The organism is Streptomyces sp. NPDC041970, assembly GCF_055588985.1.
Genome location: NZ_JBVJCD010000114.1, coordinates 1 through 2,674 on the forward strand (window position 1 = coordinate 1; position 2,674 = coordinate 2,674).

The window sequence follows — 2,674 nt, forward strand, 5'->3', positions numbered from 1 at the left end:
TCGCCTTTTTTGCCGTCACAACACGTGTGCACGCCCCCACCTCCCCGCCCCCCCGCCCCCCCCCCCCCCCACCCCGCCCCCCCCCCCCCCCGCCCCCCCCCCCCCCCCCCCCCCCCCCCCCCCCCCCCCTCCCCCCCCCCCCCCCCTCCCCCCCCCCCCCCCCGGAGCCGTAGGGGTCAGGCGGCCTGGGCGAGGAGTTCCGCGCGGCCGAAGAGGAGGGCGTAGCCGGGCGGCAGGTGGCCGACGACGCGAGCGACCAGGTCGTCCCCCACCAGGGCGGTGATCGCGCTCAGGACGACCCCGGCGTCCCATCGCGCGGTCGCCGGGGTGCCTCCGGTGCGCGCGGCGAGGTCGGCCACGAAGGCGGAGCCGGTGAGCTGCTCGACGGCGGGCGCCTCGGCGGTGAGGACGCGGGCCAGGGGGCGGGGCAGCGCGGCGGCGAGGGCGACCCGCTCCTCGCCGCCGACCTGCCGGCCGAGGGCGGTCAGCACGGCGTCGAGGCTCTGCCCGGCGCGTTCCCGCGTGGGGTAGGCGCCTTCGTATCTGATCTTCTCCAGCAGCCGGTGGACCGTCGTGTCGGCCGGGGCGTCGGCGTTCCGAGGTTCGTGGATCATCGTGGCGGAAGCCCTTCTCGTCATCCTGGTCTTGGTCGGTGCGGCACCGCGCCCGGTCGGCCGCCGTCACGCGCTGGGGCGGACGGGCGGCTTCCGGGGCGGGCGCCGGTCGTGTTGTCATGGTTCTCGGCAGTGCTCAGGCGTCGTCGGGGGCCTTCCGGGGTGCCCGGACGTCCGTCCGACGGTGTTCACCTGCCCCCGAATGACCGAAGAGAACGTCGTAACCCGCGGGCAGTTGCAGAAGGACGCGGCCGGTGAGCTCGTCGCCCGCCGCGTCGACGACGACGCTGAGGACGGCGCCGACGTCCCAGAGGGCGGTCTGCTCGGTGGCTCCCTCGATCCAGGCCGCGGTGGCGCGCACGAACCGCTCGGGGGACAGCGGTTCGGCGGCCTGGAGCGGATTGAGCAGGATCAGGGCCATGGTCTCCGGGAGCCGGGCGGCCAACTCGGCCCGCTCCCCGCCCACCAGGTGGGCGCCGAGGAGGGCCAGGACGACGCGCGCCGCGCGTTCGGCCTCGGTCCGGGTCTCGTACTCTCCGCGTTCGCGGACCTGGTCCAGGAACGCTTCCCAACGCAGGGTCACCGCAACTGCCCCCTCGGGTGGTGGGGCGGAGCCGGGTCCGGGGAGGAAAAGGGGAGATCCGTCCCGGCCCTCGCCGCTGTCACGGGCCGGCTTCCGTCAGCCCTTGATCTCCTTGCGCCGGGCTTCCCCGCCGATGGCGATCTTGCGGGGCTTGGCGCGTTCGGCGATCGGGATGCGCAGGGTCAGCACACCCGCTTCGTAGTCGGCGTCGATGCGCTCGGTGTCCAGGGTGTCCGCCAGGACGATCTGGCGGGAGAAGACGCCGAGCGGACGCTCGGACAGCTCCATCTGCGCGTCGCCGACGTCGGCCGCCGGCCGGCGCTCGGCCTTGACGGTCAGCATGTTCCGTTCGACGTCGATGTCGATCGCGTCCGGTGAGACACCGGGCAGGTCGAACGCCACCACGTACTCGTCGCCCTGCCGGTACGCGTCCATCGGCATCGCCGAGGGCCGCGACCAGGTGCCGGGGCGCAGGAGCTGCTCGGTGATCCGGTCGAGTTCACGGAAGGGGTCGGTACGCATCAGCATGACGGAAACACCTCCAGTCGCTCGGGCGGTAGCCCACGCTTTTCACCTGACACCGTTGTAACATGTCATCCATTCGATGACAAACACCAATGTCGCCGAAAGGATGACACCAGTCCCCGAGTACGCCAAGGAGTTCCCGTGTCCCCCTCGGACCACCCCCGGCCGGCCCGCCGCCCCGACCCCGACGCCCTTTCCTTCCTCGCCGCCTCGGCGGCCCTGGAGGCCATCGACGAGACGGTCCGCGACGCGTACGCCGCCGGCGCGGACGCCCCCGCCGGCGCCGCGGGGGAGGCCGGGCGCGACCGGGCCCTGGCCTCCCTCCAGTTGCTGCGGGAGGTGCGGGAGCGCCTCGCGGGATGGGAGACCGGACTGATCGAGGCGGCCCGCTCGGCGGGGGCGAGCTGGGCCGACCTCGCCGATCCGCTGGGCGTCGCCAGCCGCCAGGCGGCGGAGCGCCGCTATCTGCGCCTGCGCCCCGGCTCCGCGGGCAGCACCGGCGAGCAGCGGGTGCGGGCCACCCGCGACCGCCGGGCGGCCGACCGGTCGATCACCAGTTGGGCCAGGAGCAACGCGGCGGACCTGCGGTCGCTCGCCGGGCAGATCACCGCGCTGCCCGACCTCCCCGCCTCGGCGGACCCCTCGCTGGACCGGCTCCGCCAGGCGCTCGGCGCCGACGACGCCGCCGCCCTCGTCACGCCGCTCACCGCGCTGCAACCGCATCTCGCCCCGGAGCACGCGCACCTGGCGGAGCGCGTCGACACGCTCACCCGCCACACCACCCGGCTGCGCGAGGACACGGCCACCCGCCGGCGCGGCGGCTGAGCGGCGGGCGGCGCACACGGCGGAGGGGGGGGGGGGGGGGGGGGGGGGGGGGGGGGGGGGGGGGGGGGGGGGGGGGTGGGGGGGGGGGGGGGCACCCGGCTACTCCGCCCCCGCGCTCCCCCGCCCG

At 75.9% G+C, this 2,674-nt stretch carries 4 protein-coding genes; 1 reads left to right on the top strand and 3 read right to left on the bottom strand.

What is annotated here, in order from left to right; genetic code table 11:
- Positions 1-176 precede the first annotated feature (176 nt).
- The 3 genes from ACZ6EJ_RS27765 to ACZ6EJ_RS27775 form a co-directional block, all read right to left on the bottom strand.
- Positions 177-614: a DUF2267 domain-containing protein gene (locus ACZ6EJ_RS27765; protein WP_469270950.1), complete on the bottom strand. Its 438-nt coding sequence runs from the start codon at positions 612-614 to the stop codon at positions 177-179.
- A gap of 136 nt (positions 615-750) precedes the next feature.
- Positions 751-1,197 (bottom strand): DUF2267 domain-containing protein, encoded by a 447-nt coding sequence (locus tag ACZ6EJ_RS27770; RefSeq protein WP_469270952.1) that lies wholly within the window; start codon positions 1,195-1,197, stop codon positions 751-753.
- Positions 1,198-1,293: 96 nt separating this feature from the next.
- Complete coding sequence (locus ACZ6EJ_RS27775; RefSeq protein WP_469270954.1) at positions 1,294-1,725, bottom strand: Hsp20/alpha crystallin family protein; 432 nt, start codon at positions 1,723-1,725, stop codon at positions 1,294-1,296.
- A 138-nt stretch (positions 1,726-1,863) separates the two neighbouring features.
- Between ACZ6EJ_RS27775 and ACZ6EJ_RS27780 the strand changes: the two genes are divergently transcribed.
- A complete protein-coding gene (locus ACZ6EJ_RS27780) occupies positions 1,864-2,547 on the top strand; it encodes an HSP18 transcriptional regulator (protein ID WP_469270956.1) in 684 nt (227 codons plus the stop codon).
- Positions 2,548-2,674 lie beyond the last annotated feature (127 nt).